Source organism: Amycolatopsis sp. NPDC021455 (genome assembly GCF_040640995.1).
Lineage (GTDB): Bacteria > Actinomycetota > Actinomycetes > Mycobacteriales > Pseudonocardiaceae > Amycolatopsis.
Genome location: NZ_JBFACT010000015.1, coordinates 46142 through 67895 on the forward strand (window position 1 = coordinate 46142; position 21754 = coordinate 67895).

Below are 21754 nucleotides of genomic sequence, written 5' to 3' on the forward strand. Positions count from 1 at the left end.
GGCGCAGATCGGGCAGCGAAGGAGTTTCGATCCGGGGGCCGTCACCGTCGCACCGCCGAACCGGCGAACGCCATCGTCTTGACCAGCAGGAGGAGAAGGAACAGTTTCCGCGACCGGCGGCCGGCGCGCCGTTCCCGGCCACCGCGACGGCCCGCGGGTTCGCCCGGACCGCCGTCGGGGAGCGCGGCCTGACCGGGCCCGCGCTTGATCCGTTCGGCCTCGTCGAACCGCGCCCGGCCCGCGGCGAGCCCCGCTTCCGGATCCGCGAACGGCGGCCCGCCGTCGTCCGCGCGCAGCCGGCTCAGCAGATCGGCGGGGAACGGCCGCTCTTCGACCGGTCTGCCCAGGACGGGATCGAGCAACGCCCGCAGCCGCTCCGGGTCCCGCGTCCGGTCCGGCCAGGCGCCGTTGCCCAGCACACCGAGCTCGATCCGGCGGATGAGCAGCGCGGCGCCCCAGACGTCGTCACGGACGTCGACCGCGCCCCGCCCGCTGCGTTGCTCCGGCGAGCGGATCGCCGGGTCGCCGCCGGCGCGCCGTGGCTCACCCGCCCGCTCGGCCGATTCGAAGTCGACCAGCTGGAGGCGCCTGCCGTCCCAGCGCACCGCGCTCAAGCCCACCGCGCCGTGCACGACCCCGGCCGCGGCGGTGCACCGGAGCGCGCGCAGCAGGCCGAGCTGGAAGTTTCGGCGCTGCCCGTCGTCGAGGCGGGTGGCCGCCGCGGCGGCCGGCTCCCCGAGGTAGGCCCGCAGCAGGACGAACGGCTCGTCGTCGTCCATGTTGTAGCCGACCAGCCTCGGCAGCTCGTCCGGGTGGTTCCGGGGCCCGAAGACCTGCCCGATGCGCGTGCCGGCTCGGATTTCGTTGTCCAGCAGGTCGTAGCGGTAAGGCTGGCGCCTGCCCGCGGCCGGTGAGACGAACTTGCGGACGAGCACCAGGTCGTTCGCCACGACCATCCGCTGTTCCAGCACCGCGCCGGGGGTGATGAACTCACTGCGATCGGTCAGCTTGATCTCCCGGCGCCGTCCGAAGACGTCCCGGCAGGTCACGACCTCGGGGGGTTGACTGCTCACCGGTCACGCACCACCTGAGGGCCGGCTCACCGATTCGGGCCGCAGGGGCAGTAGCCGGAGCGCGCCGACGAGTTCCCCGCTGTCACTCCACTCGATCTCCGGGTCGGCCGCGATCCGCTGGTGCACGCCGTCCCCCGCCAGGACGCGCCGCAGGTGTGCCGGCGCGAACCGGATGAGTCCTGGCTCACCGCCCGTCCGGAGGTAGCCGAGCTGCCCGCGCCGGCACAGCTGGACCATGTCCTCGCCCGCTCGGGTCATCAGCGCCGTGAGGGTGCCCGGGGCTTCGGCCCAGGCCCGGGCGATCAGCCGGCTGCGCTGGGCCGGATCGCTGCTGAGCCGGGCGCCCGAGATCAGGCCCTGCCGGCCGACCTGCGAGTCGTACTCGGCCAGCAGCAGTTCGAACCGCTTGGCGTATTCCCCGGTGGGAACCCGGACCGCTGATTCCGCGGCGAGCCACGCGGGCGCCAGCGCCGTCCGGCACAGGTCGACGAGATCGCCGCGGACGACGGGGTAGAGGTCCCGCGCGGCGGTGTGGGGCTGGTGCGGGGAAAGGCCTTCGGCCCGGCCGTCCGCCGCGCCGAACAGCCGCGTGCCGGGCCTCGAGAGGACCGTGGCGATCTCCGCCAGCCCGCCGGCGACTTCGGTGGCCACGGACGCGGTCGCGCGCCGGCGTCGCATCGGCTGCCACTCCCGTCGCACGGCCTCTTCGGTGAGCCGGGTGAGACCGGTCAGCTCGTCACGCAGGTGAGTGGTCGGCAACGTCTTCCGCCAGCCACGGACCGCGGAACGCCGTCCGAACACGACCGCGGCCGCGCTGAGCAAGAGCGAGAGGACGACCAGCGAGTCGACGGCCAGCGGCGGCAGATCCGGCCGGGGCAGGAACCCGGCCGCGGCGACGCCGGCCAGCGCCACCGCACCGTGCACGACGGCGACCCCCGGCCCGGCGCGTCCGGGGCTGTGGCGCGGGAGCAGCAGCGCGATGGTGAACCAGACCGCGGAAAGCGCGCCGCCCGCGGCCCAGCCGGGCCAGCCTGGCCCGCACAGCAGGGTGAGCGCGGCGCAGCCGAGCACGATGACCGGCAGCACCGCCGGACCGAGAGGCCAGCGGGGGAACGGCGGCGGTTCGAGGGTGGCCGGGCCTCTTCGCCGGACTTCGTCCAGTTCCTTGGCACAGCCCTGCGGGCCGCTGCTCGCGGCCGCGAAGCTCACTTCGTGGGCCAGTGCGGGCAACGGCACCCCTTCCTCGAGCCGGGCATCGACGACTTTCCGCAGGTTCTCGGCGACGTCACCGTTCCTCGCCGCGTCCGGGGCGCGTACGCCGAGCTCGACCACCTTCTCGATGGGAGGCCGGCCGACCTGGAGCTGGCCGTCCATCCGGTTCAGCAGCTCGACGAGGAAGCGGCGATAGCGCTCGGCGCTCTCGCCCGCTCGTGCCGCCAAGTCTCCGAAGGGGACGTCCGGCCCGCCGGACCACAGGACCGCGAGCGGATCGCCGAGTGCGCGGGCGCGGCGGTCCACTTCGTCCAGGCTTCTCGATGCTGCGGTACCCGCCGCGGAAACCGGGCCGTGCAGCAGGGCGCCATCGGGGTCCTGCGTGCCGTCCAGCTGACGGACGAGCAGGCCGAGGTCGAGGGATGGCGGGTGGTCCGGTTCGCACAGGGACCGGATCGCGGCGGCTGCCGTGGCGGCGAGTTCGGCCTGCGCCGCGGCGCCGGAGACGAGTCGGATACCGGGGTTCACGACCCCCGCGCCGAGTTCCGCCACGGCGGCCACGACCCGGTCGAAGAGCTGGGGTACCCGGAGGACGGCGACGAGCCTGTCCAAGGCGGTTCCCGGCTCCTCGACCGGGCGCAGGTGCGCGCTGCCCGGCCCCCATTCGACCCCGCGGGGATCACCCACCCACAGCACCGTCGCGTACCGCATCGCGGGTGGCAACGTCAGCACGACGCCGTCCGGGTCGCGATCCGTGCCCGCCTCGCCGACCGCGATGCACACGACCGCGGTGACCATGTCGTCCCCGACCAGCTCCAGGTACCGGTCGGCGTGGTCCACGAGCGACGCCGCGGCATCGAGGACGACCACGCCGCCGGCCAGCTCGTCCGGCCGGACGGCCGGGTTGTCCCGCAGGTCGACCACGGTGACGTTCGCAGTGCCCATTCCGGAGGTCACCCGCCCAGCCCGTGCGCGACGTCCACCTGCTCGCGCAGATCCAGCAGGCTCGTCGTCGTCCCGTCGACGATCTGCTCCAGGGCGCCGGGCATCGCCCGCGCCCAGAAGTCGCGGAAGACCGCCAGCTGCGGGTCCCGGCTCAGTGCCCGGTTCTGCTCACCCTGCTTGATCTTGAGCAGCTCGGGTGCGGCGAGGTCGACGAGCGCACCGAACTCGGGCGCCGGCTGGGCGGGCGACTTCCCGGCGTTCGCCGGCGTCGACGACATCAGCCGCATGGCCAGGCCGAGCCGTTCCTGTCTGCCGTCGGCGAGGATCCACCGCTCGTACGACTGGAGGATGCTCGCCCAGGACGACAGCGCCCCGAGCGGGGCGAGGTCGAGCTTCAAGCGCACCGCCCCCCGGTTCTCGGTTTCGAACGTCACGCTGTCCGGGCTCGCCAGCTCACCCTCCACGCGGAGCCTGCCGTCCCAAGCGGCGCAGAGCACCCGGTGCAGGACGACTCGCCGGTCGCGTTCGTCCATCAGCAGATAGCCCGTGTCCTGGTCGAGCCGCCGTCGCCAGGGCAGGCTGTCCTGCGGCTGCGGGCGGCCCTGCGCCTCGGACCAGAGCTTGACCACCTCGCGCAGCTCGGGCACCTCGGTGATACCCATCGAGCTGCGCGTCAGCACGACGACGATGGAATCCGCCTGCACCGCCCGGAACTCCGGCTCGCCGGACAGGTCGGCCGGCAACCCGACTTCGCGACGCAGGAAGCGTTTGATGTCGTCGCGCTCCCGGGCCGCGGGGTAGGTGACCAGGGCCTTGAGCGGCGCGTGCCCATCCGGGGCGAAGCCACCGGGGACCAGCTCGGCCAGCCGCTGCCGGAAGCGGCTCAGATCGTCGTCCGTGACCGTCTTCCCTTCCCGTCGCACGGCGTTGGCCAGGAGGTCTTCCATACGGGGGACCAGCGCCGGGACACCGCGATCGCCGGGCCGGACCAGTGCGGTCACCGCCTTCTTGACGCGCTGGCGGACCTCCGCGACCGCCGCCTCCGGGCTTTGCCGTCCCTTCGCGTAGGCCTCGGCCCACCCGTCCGCGCCGAGCAGGAGGTTCAGCACCGCTCCCTCGCCGGCGTTGGTGGCGAGGTTGTGGGCGTGCTTCTGCTTCAGCCTGGCCAGCACCGTCTGGTAGAACCCTTCGAGGCCGAGGTGCTCGCGGGGCAGCAAGTACGCCACGCCGACCCGCTGTTTGTAGAGCTCCTTCGAACGCAGGTCGAACAACCGCGGGTCGTTCTGGGCGTACGTCACGAACTCGTCGTGGATCGAGCGGAACTCCTCGGCGAAGTTCTGCCACGGCCGGTTCCAGAAGCGGTGGCAGGCGTTCCAGGCCGCGTTCCACAGCCGCCGGGTCTGCCAGGCGTACCAGACGTCCTGCTGCTTGATCACCGCCTGCACCTGTTCGTCGGCCAGGCGCATCCGCTGCGTCATCCGGCGGACCAGCTTCTCGGGCAGGGGTGGCGCGGCGTCGGCGAGCCCGGGGGGAGGCGGCGGCACCGTCCGCCAGTCCTCCAGCAGCGAACGGAAGCCCCGGCGGTCCAGCGGGGAGGCGAGGTCCTGATGACCGAACACGGTGCGGTGCAAGCGGAACAGATCGAGATCGTGCAGCGACGCCTCGGCCGCCGCGCCGGGGTCGAACTTCGACGCCAGTTCGGTCACCGGTTTGCCGAGCCGTTCGCGTGTTTCCTCGATGGCGCGGCTCATCGTGGCGGCGCGTTCGGTCAGTGCGGCGACGACGGCACCCAAGCCGACGGGGTTGCCCTGCGGCGGCAGGGCCGGCGGCCGCGCCTCGAGCACCGGGTCCACGCCGGACGCGGTGATGAACCGGCGGATGTGCTTGCGGTTGTCCTCCGCCGCGCCCGGCGGTACGAGCAGCTGGTCGATCGCGTTGGCCAGGAAGTGCGAGCTGACGATGTCCGTCAGCTCCAGCAGCGGGATGGTCAGCGCGGCGACCGCGCTGGTGGTCACCCCGCGGCGGCCGATTCCCGTGGCGGCGGTGGCGTGCCGGTCCACCTGGCTGTTGATGAAGCTGTCCGCGAACGACTGGTGCGGCCGGTTGCCCGTGTCCTCGTCCGCTTCGTCGATGTCGGTCGGTCCCGCGCTGATCAGCGACGTCATCAGCGAAACCATGGAACGGCTGAGGTCGTCGCGGCGCACCCCGCCGATGGGCCTGCCGAAGAGGAACGCCGTCTGGATCGTGCTCGGCTCCAGCTGCACCGGCTCCAGACCCGGGTACCGGACCGAGAGCGCGCCGCGGGCCCCGCGGGAGTCGAGTTCCTCCGGTGACCCCTGGGCGTTCTGGTCGTCGACCAGCCGGAACAGGTCGATGAGCGCGGCGCCGCCGTTGAGCTGCGCCGGACGGCCGCCGCCGTGCACGTCGTCGAACGCCGAGGGCATGAGCGCCAGGGGGTAGATCTCGGCCTTCTTCGTTCCCTTCTGCATCAGGTTGCCGATCAGGTGCAGGTAGTCGTAGTAGATCCCGCTCCCGGTGCCGCCGGCCACCGAGAACACCACGAACACGATCACCGGGTCGACCTGGTTGGTCCGGCCGCCGCTGGCCACGAGGAGCTCGCCGGCCGACTTGTTGATGTCCTCCATCGCCTCGCGGATGGCACGCTGCGCCGTGTCGGGGTTGCGCCGGATCGTCTCGAAGAGGACGCACCGGCCGACCGCCGGCAGCTGCCCCGCGCCACGCACGAGCGGACCGATCTTCGGATCGGTCTCGCGCTGCGGCAGCCACGAGACGGTGTCGGTGTCCGCGTTGATCCGCAGGCTCTCGGCGACCTCGGCCGAGTTGCCGAGGCGTGCGGGCACCAGGTCGGTGATCAGCCGCATCGTCTTCCGGGCGGCCTGTTCGTGCTCGCGGCCCGGGACGACCTCCCGGCGCACTCGCTGCAGTTCCTGCGTGCTGAGGTCGGCGTAGACGAACTGCAGGCAGGACGGCAGCTGGTAGGGCGCGTAGCCGGAATCGCCCATCTTGCCGACGAGCTTGGTACCGTCCGGTCCGCAGAGCTCCTCCCGGAGCCTTCTTTCGAAATCGGCGCCGACTCTGCACCCGGTCCCGCCGAGTCCGACGAACAACATCGGCTGATAGATCTTCATCGCGGCATCGTCCTCACAGTCACGGGTGGCGAGCAGGGTCAGCGGAAGGGGTTACCGGGATCGAAGTAGGCGTCGTCCGGTGGCCCGGGATCGTGGTGGGAAGGCCGGGGCCGAGCGGTCCCGCTGGACGGACGCGCGCCGCCCGGGGGGCCGTCTTCGAACGGTTCCGGGTCCTGGTGGTTCCCCTCCTGTGGGCTGTAGGCGCCGGCGAACGGATCGAACGCCGCCGCTGCGTCGGGTGCCGGGTCCGGTGCCCCGTTCGCGAACCCACCGGAGAAGGGGTCCGCGAACGCCCCGGTAGCCGCCGCGTCGTCGAACGGGTCGAATCGCTGCCCGAGCGGATCGGGGGTCGCGGTGCCCGCTTTCGCCGTGTCGGCCACCGCGATCGCACGGTCACCGCTGATCTCGTGCGGCTCCCCGAGCGCCAGGGACACGGGGGTCCCTCCGCTCGGCGTGATCTCGAAGGCTCCGCGTGCGCGGCGGATCCGGAAGCCGTTCGCCTGTCCGGGCGCGGCGGGGTGGAGCTGCGGGCCGGAGAAGTCCTCGTGCACCGCGAAGTCGAGCAGCCGGGCGTCGGGATCGGGCGGCGTCAGTTCCGCCACCACGCCGCCGCCCTGCAGGAGCTGGAGCTTCAGCCCCCGCAGCTTCTCCTTGTCCCGGCGCGTTCGCCACCGCCGGAACAGGAAGGCGAGGGCGACCGCGGCCAGGACGCCGGCACCGACCCACACCCAGAAGAGCTTCTCCAGCAGTCCCGGCTCGGGCTCGACGTCGGTGGCGAGCAGCCGCTGGCCCACTACCCGGGGCGGGGTGCCGTCGTCGACGAGCCGGACGGTGGCCGAAGTCCCGCCCAGTGGTGTCCGCGCGCCGAACTTGAGCGTGAACGGTGTCTGTGAGGTGCCCGCTCCCGCGGTCACGGTCGGGGGTTCGACGGTGACCGCCGCCCCGGGTGTCACGTCGGCGAGCTCCACCCGCAGGGGCACCGGCCGTCCCGAGTTGTTGGTCACCGACAGCGTGCCGGAAACGGTCTGGCCCGGTGTCACCTGCGGCCAGGTGTCGTCGAACAGGACCTGCGCCTGCACAGCGGGCGCGGCCTGAGCCACCGTCGTCGACAGCACGCGGGTGTCCCCGCCGATGCCGACGCCGCTCACCTGACCGGAGACGGTGATCGGCCCCGACGCGCCGGCCGGAACCGTGAACCGGCCGCTGAACGTCCCGTGCCGGTCCGCGTCCTCCAGCTTGAGCTTCTGCTCGGGGAAGCCGGCGGTGCCCGTGACGTCCGCGGTGAAGGTCAATCCCTGCAGGGAATCCTCATCGGTGAGCACGTGCCCGCGCGCCCACACCTGCATCGTGAGGTCGACCGCCTGGCCCGCGGCCGGCTGGGGCGGGTTGGCGACCAGGTACGCCTTGACCGCTGCCTGGTACACCACGGTCGCGGCGACCTCCTGGGCGGGCAGACCCGCTGAAGACAGGTGGATGGTCCACTCACCCGGTTCGGGGTCGGTGATGTTCACCGATTCGGTTTCGGTCGACTGGCCGCCGAACTCGAAGTGCTTGCCGCCTTCTGCCGGAGCCGCCCGGGTGGCGTGCGGGGCCCGGTATTCGACCTGGACGCGCGGGTCGTGTTTGTACACGACGATGGAGGCGTCAGTGGCGACGGCGGGGATGTTCACCGTGAGATCGGTCGAACCGCCTTCGGGAACCGTTCCGGTGTCGAATGGGCCGGGTTTCACGCAGCTCGCCGCGCTCAACGCGGCGATGACGGCCGCGGTCAGCTCACTCGAGTTCGGGATGATCTGTTCACGGGGGTCCGCGACGGAAGGGGTGCAGCTCTTTCCTTTGGCGAATCCGGAAAGGGCGGCTTTGTCGACCTTTCCGAATCCGAGGGGCCACACCTGAATTCCCGCGGCGGCCAGCTTGTCCAGTACCCGGGGCAACTCGGCTTCGGCGGCACCGTTGCGGCGGTCGGCGCGGTCGCCCCACGACGGGCTGTTGGCGACATTGAGCTTTCCGTCGGTCAGCAGGAAGACGACCCGCCGTTGCGGTCCGCCCGAGCCGACGAGGTCCAGTGCCTGGTTCAGCGCGGCGACGTGGTCGGTGTCGTCGCCCTCCGCCGGGGTCCGGCTGTGGAGGTCTCCGATGCACTTCGCGAGCGAGTCGCGCTTTTGCGGCTCGTCAACGGAAATCCGGCTGCACACGACGTCCACGGGACTCTGGCCGGGACCGTTCGAGCTGCCGAAGCCCACGACCGAGACGATCGAGCCCGGAGCCAGCACGCTGAAGGCGATGCTCCGCGCCGCTTTCTTCTCCTCGGCGACGTCGTCGGTGCTGAGGCTCCCGGACTCGTCGACCAGGACGGCCACCTGCAAAGCGGGAAGTGGCGCGGGAGCGTCCTGGGCGGCTCCGAAGGGTGCATTCATGGACAGGAGCAGCAGCACCGTGGCGCCGAGGGTCCACAAACGTGCTCCCGTGCGCGCTTTGCCGGCACGAGAAGTCATGTGCTTCACTCCGTCCACAACCGTGATCGAATGGCGATTTTTCCATTGGTGAAAGCAGGACGTACAGGGGTCGCTGGGCAACGAAGCTCTGTTACAGCGTGTCCCGAAATTGAACGTTCGCATCCTCGTCCGGCTTTCGAGTTCGCTACCTCGGAATCGAGTTCGACAATTTCCCGCGAGCGGTGCAGGTGGTCAGCTGATCTTTGCCGTCACCCACTCTTCCGCCGAGTGGGTGAGTTCGCCGGTGAGCCGCTCCACGGCGGCGAAAACGATCTGGTCGGGCAGCAAGGAGTTCTCCAGCAGCTGCGTGCGGATGTGGTAGGCGGCCCGCTCGGCGGATTCGGTGACGACGAGGAACAGCTCCGCGGTGCCGTCCGGGCCGGGCCGGGCGGCGGTCCGGGTGCGAACGAGAGCCCGCGGGTCCGGGGCGTCGAGCGCCGGCCGGATCCGCGGGTGGATCTGGGTCCGGTAGTCGAGCCGCAGCGCCAGGAACTCCGCGAGCGCGTTCCGCGCGGCGGGGTACGGCCCGGCCGTCCGGGCGAGCCGTTCGAGTGCTTCCCGCCCGGTGCCGTCGCGGGGCAGCTCGCCCCTCAGCGCTGCCGCCACGTCGGCGAAGATGGTGTCCAAGCGCTGCCGGAAGAAGGAGTCGAGCTCGGTGTAGCGCCGATCGACCTCGAAGTGCACACGCTCGAATTCGGCCCTCGTGGGTGCTTCCGGGTCGTCCGCGAGCACCGTCCGGCCTGCGTTTTCGCGCCAGTGCGCCCGCCCGCTGCCGAGCCCGGACCGCGTCCACGCGAGCACGCTCCGGTAGACCCGCTCGATCGCGTCGGTGTAGGCCGGATCGGGACTGAGTGCCCGCTCCCGTTGCCGCGCGAGCACCTCGTTCAGTGCTTCGCCGAGGGATGGAACCGGCCGGGGCAGCCTCGCGCTCGCGATGTCGCTCATGGTCAGCACGGTCCCGTCGTGGCCTGGTCGGTGCCGGTGTCGATGACCACGTCGGGAACGAAGCCCGCGCCGGTCATGTCCCAGAGCCCGCTGGTGTGACCGTCCGGCGTCCGCACGATTTCGCCTTGCGCCGTGCACAGGATCTCCACCGTGACGCCGGTGTCGAGCTGACCGACGATCGAGGAGCTCAGGGATGGCGCCAGGTGGACGTCCGCCGGTGTCATGACCGTTCCGGCCGCGAGCGGAACCGGCGGCTGCGAAGCGGGCCCGGGACCGGCGTCGGCCGGCGGGCCCGCGAGCTCGACCACGGTCAGCAGCACCGACAGCGCGATCAGGACACCGCCGACGACGAAGCAGGGGATCCGGGCGAGCATGCTCACCGCGGGCAGGGCGATGTCCCCGATGGTCAGACCCCGGCCGATGAGAGCGGCCAGCAGGAGGACGGCTCCGGTGGAGCCGAGGACTACGGCGACGGTCGGCATGGCGTTCCCGCCTTTCTGCCCCAGCGGCTGGGTGTGGTGGAATGGCCCCAGCCTCACGCCGCACCGGGTGTCGAGGCAATGCCGACTAGTGCGTAATCGTGTCACCGGCCGGGATCGAGCATGGCGTAATTGTGCGTATTTTGGCGGCGAGGCGCGCATGGCACGATTCGACGAGAAGGATTTCCACCACTGACGCGGGAGGCGTGATGCCGGAACCCGGTACGGAACTGTCCACGCTCGATTTCGAAAGCCTGATCGGCGGCCCGCTGATCGCGGCGGTCCACGCCCAGGTGCAGAGTGCGCTGGCGACGGTGAACTTCGTGAAACAGGTGGGTTTCAAACCACCGAGCGGCGGCACCGTCGACGCGGGGAACCAGACGACCGGTGAGCCGGCCACGGTCACTTTCCAGTACAAGAAGGAAGTGCCGAAGCCGGACGGGACGAGCGAACTCGAGAACGTCCAGCTCTCCGTGCCGCTGCTGTCGATCCTGCCCATCCCGTACCTGCGGATCGACGAGGTCGACATCGACTTCCTGGCGAAGATCGACTCCGTCCAGTTCCGCCAGGTGGACCAGCAGATCAAGGTGGGCGTCGACCTCGACGCCCAGGCGTCGTGGGGCTGGGGTTCGGCCAAGCTCAAGGCCAGTTTCGCGTTCCAGCGGGACACGAAGGAAGGGGCCAAGGACACCCGGACCTACTCGATGGGTGTCAAGGCCAAGGCCACGCAGGACGAGCTCCCCGGCGGGATGGCGAAAGTGCTGGGCATCCTGGAGGGCCTGATCCACGAAGGGACCGCGGCGTGACCGTGCTGGCCGACCTGGTCGCCGGCCTGGGCGCGGGACTGGTGGCCGGGCGCGCCCAGGCCGACCGGGCCTCGGTCGAAATCGCGGAGCTCTACCGCCGGGAACCGTTGCTGGAGGGTGCCCGCGTACCGCGCATGGTCCTGTCGGAGGTGACGGTGGAAGCCAAGTTCGCGACCGTGCACGTCGAGCCGGACCGCGTCGAAGTGCTGGTGACCACGGAAGAACTGGCGAAGCTGGCACCGGATCGCCTCGGGGTGCTCACACTCAGGTACACCGAGGCCGATCTGGATCTGCCCGCCCGGCCGGCCTGAGCGCGGAGAATCCTTGCCGGGAAAGCCGGATTCACCGTCACCCGGAAATTTTCGATCATTCCGCGGTGAAATGCAGCTGATCGGGTGACCGGGCACGGGATCACGTAACCGGTTCGACAGAAACACCGACATTGTCGATGACCGGTCGGATTCGGCGGTGATTTGCTGTCGAAAAAGTGCGGCGGCAGGAAGGGGCGAGATCGAAATGGAAGAGATCGTCAGCGGGGCTGCCGCCGCACGCCCCGGCAGGCCGGGTGCGCGGCGATGACCGCCGGAAACGTGCCGCCCCAAGCTTTCGTGGCGCGCGAAGCGGAGATGACGCGGCTCGGCCGGTTGCTGGCCGAAGCGGCCGCCGGACGGCCGTCCACGGCCGCTGTCCTGGGGGAGCCAGGTGTCGGCAAGAGCCGGCTGCTGCGTGAGTTCTCCGCGTCGGCGCGGGCTTCCGGCGCGCTGGTGCTGAGCGGCTGGTGCGTTGCGCTCGGTGTCGGCGAGATTCCCTACGCGCCCCTGATCGACGCGCTGCGGCGGCTGGTCAGGGAGCTGGGGGTGACGTCGGTCCGGGAGCAAGCGGGCAGCGCCTACGCCGATCTCGAACACCTCGTCGCGGACTTCCACGGCGAAGACGGCGAACCCGGCGTCGTGCGGGATTCCCAGCTGCGGGTCTTCGGTGCCGTCCTGCGGCTGCTGGATCTGCTCGGGACGGACCGGCCCGTGGTGATGGTCCTGGAGGACCTGCACTGGGCCGACCCGTCCACCGTGGACTTGGTCGGGTACCTGGCGCGGGCCCAGACGGACGAACGGGTGCTGCTGGTGTTCAGCTACCGGTCGGACCTGCGGCCTCGCCACCCGCTCCGCACGGCCGTGGCCGAACTCGAGCGGGCCCACCGGCTGGAGCGCGTCGAACTTTCCCGGTTCACCCCGGAAGAGCTTCGCGTGTTCCTCGGCACGGTGCTGGGGCGCGAGGTGAACCACGAAGTGCTGGGACGGTTCGTCGAATTCTCCGAGGGGAACGCCTTCTTCGCCGAAGAACTCGTGGCAGCGGGCCTGCACAGCGCCGGACCGGGCAGCGATCCGGCACGACGGCTGCCCGTGTCGCTGCGCGACCTGGTGCTGGCGCGGTTCGAGCTGCTGAGCGACGACGCCCGCGAGGTGATGCGGTTCGCCGCGACCGCCGGGCGCCAGGTGAGCCACCGGCTGCTGGCCACCGTGTGCGAGCTGGACGACCGGCGGATGGGAGTAGCCCTCCGCGAATGCGTGGACCAGCAACTGCTCGTCACCGATCCGGCGGACGACACCTACCTGTTCCGGCACGCGCTGCTTCGTGAGGCGGTGCACCAGGAACTCCTGCCGGGTGAACGGCTTCGCCTGCACGCGGCAATGGCGGAAGCGCTCACCACCGACGTCCAGCTGAGTTACGCCGAGGAGCTGACGGTCGCCGCGGAACTGTCCTACCACTGGTACGAGGCCGGTCTGCCGGCGCAAGCTCTGCCGGCGGCGGTGCGCGCGGGCGCGACCGCCCTGCGCCTGCGCGCGTTCCGGGAAGCCGAACGCCAGTACCGGCGGGCGCTCGAGCTGTGGCCGCGGCTACCGGATGCCCGCAACGACCTCGCGGTGACGCGTGCACAGCTGCTGGCGTCGGCGGCCGATGCCGCGCGCTGGGCCGGCCACGTGGACCACGCCGTCGAGTTCGTCCGGCAGGCGCTGGTGCACGCGGAAACCGGCCACCGGGGCGAACTCCTCGAGCGCTTGGGCAGCTACCTGTGGGAAGCGGGTGACAGTGCCGCTTCGCGGCGTGCGTATGCCGAAGCCGGCCAACTGCTCGCCGAGCTCCGGCCGTCCGCGGTCACCGCACGGGTCCTCGCCGGGACGGCGGTGGCCGATGTCCGCGGCGGGCGCTACGAAGAAGGCCTGAAGCTGGCCGGTGAAGCGATCGAAATCGCCCGCGCGGTGGGGGCGCGGGCGGAGGAGGGGCGGGCGCTCAACACCCTGGGCATGGCGCTGGCCGCGCTCGGGGAGACCCAGCCGGGGATCGACGCTCTCCGCGAAGCCGTCCGGATCGCGGATGCCGCGGATCACCTCGAAGACTTCTACCGCGCCTACGGGAACCTCACCTTGGCTGTGCAGGGCGCCGGACGGCTCGAAGAATCCGTGTCGATCGCGTTCGAAGGACTGGCGCACGCCCGCCGGTTCGGGCTCGAGCACGCCAGGTGCGGCGGGGTGCTGGCCAACAACGCGAGCGTGGCACTCGTGCAGCTCGGACGCTGGGAACAGGCCACTGCGGTCATCGCGGAGGTACTACTGGAACGTCCGGTGCGGGAAAGCCTCTACCCGCGGCTGACGCTGGCGGAGATCGCGGTCGCGCGTGGCCGGTTCGACGAAGCCGGGCGGCTGCTGGCGGAGGTGCGCGCGGCGGGGCGGGATGTCGACGAGCCGGGGTTCGTCGGGGCGCTGTATGCCTTCGAGGCCGAACAGTCGATCTGGCGCCGCGAATACGGTGCGGCGCGGGCGGCGGTGGCCTGCGGGTTGCGCAAGCTCCAAGGCGCGGAAGACCGGATCGCCCTGCTGCGGCTGTACGCGCTCGGCCTGCGGATCGAAGCGGACGAACAGGTGCGGTTGTCCGCGGTGCGAAGCCGGCGCGGAGAGAGCGATGACCTGGCAGTCACGGTGGACGACTTCGCGCGCGGAGCCCGGCTGGCGGGGAGGGCCGGACGCTCTCCCTTGCCCGACGCGCCCGCGCTGCTCCTGCAGTGCGAAGCGGAGCGGGCCAGGTTTCAGGGCCACGCGGACGCGGCACGGTGGACGGAGGTCTCGCGCGCCTGGGAGGCGCTCGCCCGGCCCTATCCAGCGGCTTACGCGCGGTGGCGGGAAGCCGAAGCCGCGGTCGCGAGCCGCGAGCGGGCCGCCGGTGCCGAGGCCGCTCGCGCCGCTCACCGCGCCACCGTCGAACTCGGTGCCGGCCCCTTGCGAGCGGAGATCGAGGCACTGGCGCGGCGGGCGCGGCTCGACCTGGCGGAGCCGGCACCGGCGCGGCCCGCCGTTCCCGCGGATCCGTTCGGACTGACCCGGCGTGAACGGGAAGTGCTGGCACACCTGGTGGCGGGGGAGACGAACCGCCGGATCGCGCGAATGCTCTACATCACCGAGAAGACGGCGAGCGTGCACGTCTCGAACATCCTGATGAAACTCGGCGTGACCAGTCGCGGGGAAGCGGCGGCGGTCGCGCATCGGCTCGGTATCCACGAGGAACTCACCAAGGAGGAATGAACCATGGCAGCACCATCTCGCATTCACGTCGGCGGGTTCGACTACGAGCTCGACTTCCACGACAAGACCCAGGAGGAGGTCTTCCGGGAAATCCTGGACGGATTGGGCGCGGCCGACGGCAAGGTGATCGAGGTGCCGATCTTCGACGAGGGCAGAAGGCCGATGATGCTCTACCTGAACCCGCGGTACGTCGGCCCCGTGGTCCTCGACCGCGGCCTCCAGGCCCGGCCCGGCGAAATTTCGTGAACCGGCGTCCGCCACCGGCTCACGGCGTGGTCGCCATGCCGAGCCGCTGGGCTCGCAAGACCGTGGCGAGCCGGTCGGAAGTGCCGAGCTTGCGGTAGAGCCGCTGCTGGTGCTTGGTCACCGTCCGGGGCGACAGGCCGAGCCGCCGAGCCATCGCGACAGCGGTCAAGCCTTCGCACAGCAGGCCGAGGATGTCCTGCTCGCGCGGGGTGAGCAGGACACCAGGGGCTCGCTCGAGCCTGATCCGCCGGATCGCGGTGACGGGTTCGGCCAGGGGCCGGGTCAGTGTTTCCAGTGCGCTCAGCTGGGCTTCGGCCAGCGCGTCGGCGCGGGCTTCGATGAGGTCTCGCAGCCGGGCCGCGGGACTGGTGGCCGGAGCCCAGCGCCACCGGTCCCCGTGCCGGGCGAGCTCGCCGAGCGCCAGCCCGGCGGTCACGAGGGCCTGGGCGACGTCGCGATCGCCCTGGCTCGCGGTTTCCAGCAGCTGCAGGGTTTCTTCGGCGACCGGTCCACCGACCAGCGCCGCCAGCTGTGCGTGGTGGCAAGGAGTCATGGGCACGAGCATGGTCCGGGCGGGGCGGCCGGTCATGGGGAGAACTGCTTATCTCCGCCTCCGCCGGTGCCTTACGCCCGGAAGCCGAGGCCTCAGGGCCGGACCAGAGGATCATCTCGCGGAGGCCAACATGAAGAGCCGGGCACTGCTGATCGGCGGCAAGTCCGAAGGACTGCTCGGGATCGGTCACGACGTCGACACCATGGCGACCCTGATGGACGCGCGGGGTTTCGAAATCCGGCGTTGCGACGGCGACACCGCGACGCGGGCGGGAATACTCGCCGAGTACGAGAGGCTGATCGCCGACACCGAGGCGGGTGACCGTGCGGTGGTCTACTACAGCGGTCACGGCGGGCTCGAACCCCCGGTGCTCGACGGCCCCGATCCCCGGCCGGGATTCCAGTTCCTGGTACCGGCCGATTTCCACGAATCGACGCCGACGGACGTCCGCGTGATCACGGCCGTGGAGTTGTCGGTGAACCTGGCGTTGCTGACGCTCAAGACGACGAACTGCACGGTGATCCTGGACTGCTGCCACGCCGCGCACATGTCCCGCGACCCCAGGCTGCGGCCGAAGGCGATGCCCAACCCGGTCTACCTGAACATCGCCGCGCACCTCGAGCGCCTGATCAAGGCGGGCTTGCGCGTGGACCTCCCTGATCCGATCGGCAACCGGCAGGCCGTCCGCATGGTGGCCTGCTCGCCCTGGCAGTTCGCCTACGAGTACGAGAACGCGGCCGGTCAGTCCACGGGGTTGTTCACGGAGTCGTTGCGGATCGCGCTGAGCGAGGCGGACGGGCTCCCGGTGAGCTGGGCGGCCGTGGTCTCCCGCATCCGTGACCGGATGCGCTACCTCGCCCCGGACCAGCGTCCGGAGGTCGAGGGGGAGGGGTTGCGGCGGTTGTTCGAGACCGGAACGGCAGACCCGGCGGGCGCCGTGCCCGTCAGCCGGTCCGGCTCCGATCACGTCCGGCTGCCCGGCGCCCGGCTTTCCGGTTCCGGGGTCGGGGACACCTACGCGATCTTGCCCGCCGGGGTCGCGGAGGTCGTGGAGGACGCCGTCATCGCGATCGCGACCGTCGACCGGATCGGTGACGGTGTCGAAGCGGCACTCACCTATCGCTCGGGCCACACCGAGATCCCCGTCGGCGCCCAGGCGCACCTGCTGACCACGACGGCTCCTCGTTGGCCGGTCCTGGTCAGCGGGGCCGGCGAGGTCGCGGACCAGCTGCGGGCGGCCCTCGCGGCAGTACCGACCTTGCGGCCGGTGCCGGGCGACGACGCCGACGCCCGCGCGGCGGTGGCCGAGGTGGACGTCGCGGATCAGCTGTGCCTGCGCGACGCGGCGGGGCCGCTGTCCGTGCCGAAGCCCGCCGGGGCGGACGGCATCGCCGGTACGGTCGCCAACGCGAAGCTGCTCGCGAAGGCGGCCGCGTTGCGCGGGTTCTCGCCGCGACCGGCGGACGCGCTGGACGCCGGGTTCGGCGCCGAGTGGGGGCGGGTCGTCGCCGGGAGCCCGCGTCCTCTGCCCGAGTCCGGGGCCGTCCTGCACGAAGGCGAGATGGTCTACCTGCGGGTGCGCAACGACAGTGACCGCAGGTTGTTCTTCTTCGCTTTCAACCTCGCACTCGACGGTGCGGTCGAGCTGGTCAACGACGCCGACCAGAGCGGGATCGGCCTCGATCCGGGCCAAGACTACGTGCTGGGCGCGCTGACCACCGGCGAGCTCGTCGGCATGCAGCTCAGCTGGCCGCCGGCGGCGCCCCGGGGGATCGCCCGTCCCGAGTTCGTTTCGTTCGTGGTGTCTTCCGTGCCGGAGGAGCTCGGTGTACTGGCGCAAAGCGGTGTGCGCGACGTGAAGCAGGCCGAGCGAGTGGCCGCCGAGGTCGCGGTGTTGCGCGACACCGGCAGCCCGCTGCAGCGGGCGCTCGCGCTGGCGTCGATCGGCGGTTCGCGTGGCTTCGGGAAGGAACCGCGCGGCCCGGAGCGCAGGTACGCGGCCCGCCAGTTCGACTACCTGCTCAGCCCGTTGCCGGCACCGGCGGAAGAGGCCGTCCGGTTCCTTTTGGACGAGCGGCCGTCGCGGTCGGTCCGGCTGCTCGCGCCGGGTGGTGCGCCGGCCACGGCCACGGTGCGGCTCGAGCAGCTGATCGTGCACCGAACCGGCCGGCTCGGCGGTGATCTGCGCGTGGACGGCCTCGTCATCACGGCGGGCCCGGACGGCCTGCCCGTCCACCGGTTCACGACGACGCGGTTCGCGGGCGTCAAAGACGGTGACGAGCTGACCCTCGGCGACGTGCCTGCCTACGCGGGCCCGGTCGGGCGCTACCTGGACCTAGCCTGGTGGATCTCGCCGGACACCGGTGGCCCGGAGCTGGCCGCGCAGCTCGAGCACCGGTTCAGCCCGGACGAGTTCCGCCGTGCGGCGGAGGCACTGGCGGAGTACGTGCCGGCCCAACCGGAAGCGGCCGCACCGGTCGCGGCGACGGGCGCCGCGGCGGCGATCGTCAACGCGGTCGCCGAAGTCCTGCCGGCGGCCGGAGCCGGGCTCTACCGCACCACGTTGCTCCCCGACTCCGGCTTCGGTACCGGCCGGCACCCGGCCGGCGGTGCGGTGCCGGTCGCGGACTTCTCGTTCGCCTACCGCGTCACCACCGGGTGAAACCGCTCTACCCGAGAAAAGGGGAACACCATGGAGAACCTGCCGGGCGGCCTGCTCGACCGCATCGCCTCCGGCGCGCTGCCCGCGGAGCTCGGCGTCGTGCGCACGGCTTGCGTGGCGGGCAGCTACGCCGAAGCGCTCCGAAAGCTGGACGCCGTGGACACGACCGCGGCCGAATGGCGTTGCCTGGCCTGGGACGGTGCCTGGCTGACCCTGCCCGACGGGACCAACCGCCCGTGGGGGCAGCTCCTGGAACGGATGCCGGAGCGTCCCGCTCGTCCGCAGCCACCGCGGCAGGATGTCGTGACCGCCGTGGTCTGCCCCGTGCTGACCAGCCTGCGTGACGCACGAGCTTCGCTGACGGCGGACGTGCGAGCCGTCGATCCGGCGACCGCGGCGGATGTCTTCAGCGGCGCGCTGCGCGATCTCGACGCCGCGCGGCAGACCCTGTCCGGGCGTCCCGACTTGGTGAGCCGGCTCGATCTGCTCGCCGGCGACCTCGCGATCAGGGCGGGCCAGCCGGACCTGGCGCAGGAGCGTTTGGCGGCCGCGCGTGCCATGCTGAGGGCAGCCGGCGACACGCAGGGCCTGGCGGTCGCCGCACTCGTGGCGGGGGACTGGCTCGCAGCACCGCTGGCGTCGCCGATGTCGTGGAACTGCGTACTGGCCTACAACGAATCCACTGCGGACAACGCGCTGCCCGACGAGGTGGAGGCGGCCGAGTTCACTGGGTCCACTGTGGACACGGTGGCGGCGGAGACGGCCTACGCGGAAGCCGATTCCCGCTACGAGGCGGCCGGTGACGTGGCCGGGCAGGCCGCCGTGGCCCAGCGCCGCGCCTACCTGGCGGTGCTCGGAGGCCGAGCCGGTGACGCCGTCGAGCTCGCCGGGCACGCCCGCGCGCTGTTCGAATCCGCCGGCCGCCCGCACGACGCGGCGATCTCGGCCGTGCAGCAAGCGCTGGCCGCGCTCGCGGACGACCGCTTCCCGGTCGACCTCACGGCGGCCGACGTCGTGAAGGACATCGCCTTCGGCCCGGGCGGGTACGCGGGGGCGTTCGGTCTCGGCCTGTTCTGCGTGCGGATGGGCCGGCACTGGGCCGGGGCCGGGCTCCGGCCTGAGCGTGCACGCGAAGCACTGCTGCTGGCCGAGCGGGTCTGGGCCGCCCTCGACGAGCCGTGGCTGCGGGCCCGGACGTTCGCCGACGTCGCCCAGCTCGACGTGTCGCTGGGCGACATCGCGGCCGCGAGGGTCGCCGTCCTCGAGGCGCTCACCGCCGATCCCACGCCCCTCGCGGAGCCCGCGGACCCGCTGGACCCCCGCCGCGGGGCGCGAGCTCAGCTCGCCGCCCGGATGTACAACCTGGCCAACGCGATCGCCGACGTGCCCGGCATGGACCGGGCGATGTGGTCCCTGCACGAGATCCTGGACCCGCTGCGCGCCGGGATGGCCGGGTTCACCGATCTGCAGCGGGCGTTCGCGACCGCTCTCCTGGGCCTGCTGGACATGCCGGGCCGCGACGTCGCGACCCTGGTCTACCGGGCCCGGGTCGCGGAAGAGGAGGGGGACGACGACACGGCCGCGAAGTTGTTCGCGGAGGCACGAGCGGTGCTGGACGCCCTGCCCGCCGACGGCCGTGACCTCGACGAAGCGATCGTCAAAGCCTACGAGGGCGATACGACGGGAGCCTCGGACGCTTTCGAGCGGTACGTAGAGCAGGCATTGCTGTCGAGCACGGCCGCCGAGGCGCGCCGACGCCACCAAGAGGGGCTGAGCTTCCAGCTCAACGTCGAGAACACGGCACGGGCCCGAGCCCACTACGACGCCTTGGTGGCGAGTGCCGACCCGTGGTGGCGTGGCCTCGGTCCGCGCTGGGGCTCGCTGGCCGCCGAGGGCAGGTTGCGGGAGCAGGAGAACGATCTCGAGTCCGCGGCCGAGTTGCTGGACGAAGCGATCGGCGACCTTGAAGCGGTGCGCGCCACCCTGAGGCCCGATGCGTCGAAGCGTGCCTTTTTCGCCGGTCGCGACGTCCAGTACACCTACCTCGACGCGACGAGGGTGGCCATGCGGTTGCGGGAAACGGCGGAGGCGGCGAACGACCGGGAAGCCGCCGGGCGCTGGGCCGCGAGCGCATTCGATTATGCCGAGCGCGCCCGCGCCCGGGCACTGCTCGACTTGCTGCTGGCCGACGCGGGGCTCGACCGGACCGGACTGCCCGCCGACCTGGTGGCCCGGTGGCGGCAGGCGAGCGCGGCCGTCGGGCTCGTCCAGGACGGGCTCGCGAAGGCGAGTGACCAGGACGCTCCCGCCGAAGAACTGGCTGAGCTGCAGCGCCTGCTGAAGCAGGCGATCACGCAGCTGCGTGCGGTCGAAGAGGATCTCCAGCGGGCGAACCCGCATTTCTGGGCCGCGGTCAACCCGCAAGGCGAGGTGCGCGGGCTCGGCGAGGTCGCCGCGACGCTGGCGCCGGGAACCACGCTGATCCAGTTCGTGCTGAGCCGGACCGAGCTGATGTCCTGGGCCATCACCCGGGACGGGATGGTTGCCGCACATCGCTTCTCCGGCCGGCACGGGATCGGGGCCCGGGTCCGAGCGGTCCTGGACGGCGTGGTCCGCGGCACCGACTTCGGGATCGCGGCCGGTGAGCTGGCGGATCGGCTGCTGACGCCGTTGCGGGAGGCCGTCGGGGCCGCGGGTTCGCTGGTCGTGGTTCCGGCGGGAGGGCTGATGCGGCTGCCGTTCGCTGTGCTGCCGTGGCACGGGTCGGTGCTGGGTGAGGCGTTCCCGATCTCGGTCGCGCCGAGCGCCAGTGCCCGGTGCACCCGGCGCGAGGGCGATCCCGCCGCCGGCCAGGTGCTCGTCGTCGGTGACCCCGATGCCATGGCGTTCACACCGGTACCCGGGCGTCCGCCGGTGCCGCTCGAGGCACTGCCGGGGGCGAGGCTCGAGGCGACGGCCCTCGCCCGGCTCCGGTCCGGTTCGGCGTTGCTGACCGGAGCCGGTGCGACCGCCGAGCACGTGACGCAGCTGCTCCCGGACGCTCCGGTCGCGCATTTCGCGACGCACGGCATCCTCGACGCCGACTCACCGCTCGGGTCGATGATCGCACTGGCCTCGGGCGTGAACCTGACCACGGCGGACTTCCTCGGGAACAGGCTGAGCGCCGGCCTGATCGTGCTGAGCGCGTGTCACACCGGGGAAGGGGAGGTGCTCGGGGGAGACGAACTTCTGGGGCTGGGCCGCGTGCTGTTCGCGGCGGGCGCCCGCTCCGCCGTGGTGACCCTCTGGGCGGTCGACGACCGGTCCGCCGCCCTGGTGATGGTCGAATTCCACCGTCGGCTGCTGGCGGGTGACTCCGCGCCCGAAGCGTTGCGGAGGGCGTCGAGGTCCGTGCGCGGGATGGACCGGGCTGCGGCGCAAGCGGCTTTCGATGCTCTTCGCGAGATGGACAGTTCGATCACCCCGGCGCGTTCGGGTGCGGTGCGGGGCTTCGGCCCCTGGTCGCCCGATCCGGCGCCCTACGCGCACGCCCACCACTGGGCACCGTTCCTGCTGATCTCGATCGAGTAGCCGTGAACATCCCGGCCCGGCCGGGCCGACTTGATACCCGCCAT

At 71.7% G+C, this 21754-nt stretch carries 13 protein-coding genes; 6 read left to right on the forward strand and 7 right to left on the reverse strand.

Annotated features, from left to right (window positions below; translation table 11 throughout):
- Positions 1 to 41: 41 nt before the first annotated feature.
- The 6 genes from AB0G28_RS19810 to AB0G28_RS19835 form a co-directional block, all read right to left on the reverse strand.
- Positions 42 to 1073, reverse strand: a complete 1032-nt coding sequence (locus AB0G28_RS19810; RefSeq protein WP_361090464.1) for a hypothetical protein — start codon at positions 1071 to 1073, stop codon at positions 42 to 44.
- Between the two features lie 3 nt (positions 1074 to 1076).
- A complete protein-coding gene (locus tag AB0G28_RS19815; RefSeq protein WP_361090466.1) occupies positions 1077 to 3230 on the reverse strand; it encodes a hypothetical protein in 2154 nt (717 codons plus the stop codon).
- Between the two features lie 8 nt (positions 3231 to 3238).
- The gene (locus AB0G28_RS19820) at positions 3239 to 6379 is read right to left on the reverse strand and encodes a tubulin-like doman-containing protein (RefSeq protein ID WP_361090469.1); all 3141 of its coding nucleotides are present in this window, start codon (positions 6377 to 6379) and stop codon (positions 3239 to 3241) included.
- A gap of 38 nt (positions 6380 to 6417) precedes the next feature.
- Positions 6418 to 8874 carry a VWA domain-containing protein gene (locus AB0G28_RS19825; RefSeq protein ID WP_361090472.1) on the reverse strand — a complete coding sequence of 819 codons (2457 nt, stop codon included), beginning with the start codon at positions 8872 to 8874 and terminating at the stop codon, positions 6418 to 6420.
- 192 nt (positions 8875 to 9066) lie between these two features.
- The gene (locus tag AB0G28_RS19830; RefSeq protein WP_361090475.1) at positions 9067 to 9819 is read right to left on the reverse strand and encodes a hypothetical protein; all 753 of its coding nucleotides are present in this window, start codon (positions 9817 to 9819) and stop codon (positions 9067 to 9069) included.
- 2 nt (positions 9820 to 9821) lie between these two features.
- Positions 9822 to 10301: an SH3 domain-containing protein gene (locus AB0G28_RS19835; RefSeq protein WP_361090478.1), complete on the reverse strand. Its 480-nt coding sequence runs from the start codon at positions 10299 to 10301 to the stop codon at positions 9822 to 9824.
- 206 nt (positions 10302 to 10507) lie between these two features.
- Here AB0G28_RS19835 and AB0G28_RS19840 point away from each other — a divergent pair, with 206 nt between their 5' ends.
- From AB0G28_RS19840 to AB0G28_RS19855, 4 genes are all read left to right on the forward strand, one after another.
- On the forward strand, positions 10508 to 11104 hold the full coding sequence (locus tag AB0G28_RS19840) for a DUF2589 domain-containing protein (RefSeq protein ID WP_361090480.1): 597 nt from the start codon (positions 10508 to 10510) through the stop codon (positions 11102 to 11104).
- Complete coding sequence (locus AB0G28_RS19845) at positions 11101 to 11415, forward strand: hypothetical protein (protein ID WP_361090483.1); 315 nt, start codon at positions 11101 to 11103, stop codon at positions 11413 to 11415. Before AB0G28_RS19840 ends, AB0G28_RS19845 begins: the two co-directional genes overlap by 4 nt.
- 264 nt (positions 11416 to 11679) lie before the next feature.
- Positions 11680 to 14679: an AAA family ATPase gene (locus AB0G28_RS19850; protein WP_361090486.1), complete on the forward strand. Its 3000-nt coding sequence runs from the start codon at positions 11680 to 11682 to the stop codon at positions 14677 to 14679.
- Between the two features lie 3 nt (positions 14680 to 14682).
- Positions 14683 to 14925 (forward strand): hypothetical protein, encoded by a 243-nt coding sequence (locus AB0G28_RS19855; RefSeq protein WP_361090489.1) that lies wholly within the window; start codon positions 14683 to 14685, stop codon positions 14923 to 14925.
- A 19-nt stretch (positions 14926 to 14944) separates the two neighbouring features.
- Here AB0G28_RS19855 and AB0G28_RS19860 read toward each other — a convergent pair whose 3' ends face one another.
- On the reverse strand, positions 14945 to 15514 hold the full coding sequence (locus tag AB0G28_RS19860) for a LuxR C-terminal-related transcriptional regulator (RefSeq protein WP_361090492.1): 570 nt from the start codon (positions 15512 to 15514) through the stop codon (positions 14945 to 14947).
- Between the two features lie 94 nt (positions 15515 to 15608).
- Here AB0G28_RS19860 and AB0G28_RS19865 point away from each other — a divergent pair, with 94 nt between their 5' ends.
- A complete protein-coding gene (locus tag AB0G28_RS19865; RefSeq protein WP_361090495.1) occupies positions 15609 to 18140 on the forward strand; it encodes a caspase family protein in 2532 nt (843 codons plus the stop codon).
- Between the two features lie 30 nt (positions 18141 to 18170).
- Entirely contained in the window at positions 18171 to 21710 is a 3540-nt protein-coding gene (locus AB0G28_RS19870; protein ID WP_361090498.1) for a CHAT domain-containing protein, read from the forward strand.
- Positions 21711 to 21754 lie beyond the last annotated feature (44 nt).